Annotated in this window: 1 pseudogene; it reads right to left on the bottom strand. The window is 55.1% G+C overall.

The features are described from left to right. Positions 1-296 (bottom strand): annotated as a pseudogene (locus AB9F29_RS22165) (transposase); the annotation flags it as partial.

Here is a 296-nt window from a genome sequence, read left to right as displayed (position 1 = left end):
CGAGAATGACGTTCGACGAGAGTTGCAATGTAGCTATTTTTGGACCCTCCGATGAGATCGCCCTCCCAGTGGCCTGGAACAGCCCGATCCTCGACCGATGCTGGTCTTTCTGAGATTGATACGGCGTTCTTGATCCGCTGACCGGCAGGCGAATGCAAAGCAATCGCTGAGAGGTTGACCAAGACCGTTGCGCTTGAGGCTGGCATGCTTAGACCGCCGAACTGTACGCTTGGCACGCAGATGCTCCAGCAGCTCCTTCTTGAGGACGCCACGTGCTTGTATGTATAGGCTTTTGT

Origin of the sequence: Falsihalocynthiibacter sp. S25ZX9 (genome assembly GCF_041205405.1) — a bacterium.
Lineage (GTDB): Bacteria > Pseudomonadota > Alphaproteobacteria > Rhodobacterales > Rhodobacteraceae > Falsihalocynthiibacter > Falsihalocynthiibacter arcticus.
This window is presented reverse-complemented; position numbering and strand designations above follow the sequence as displayed.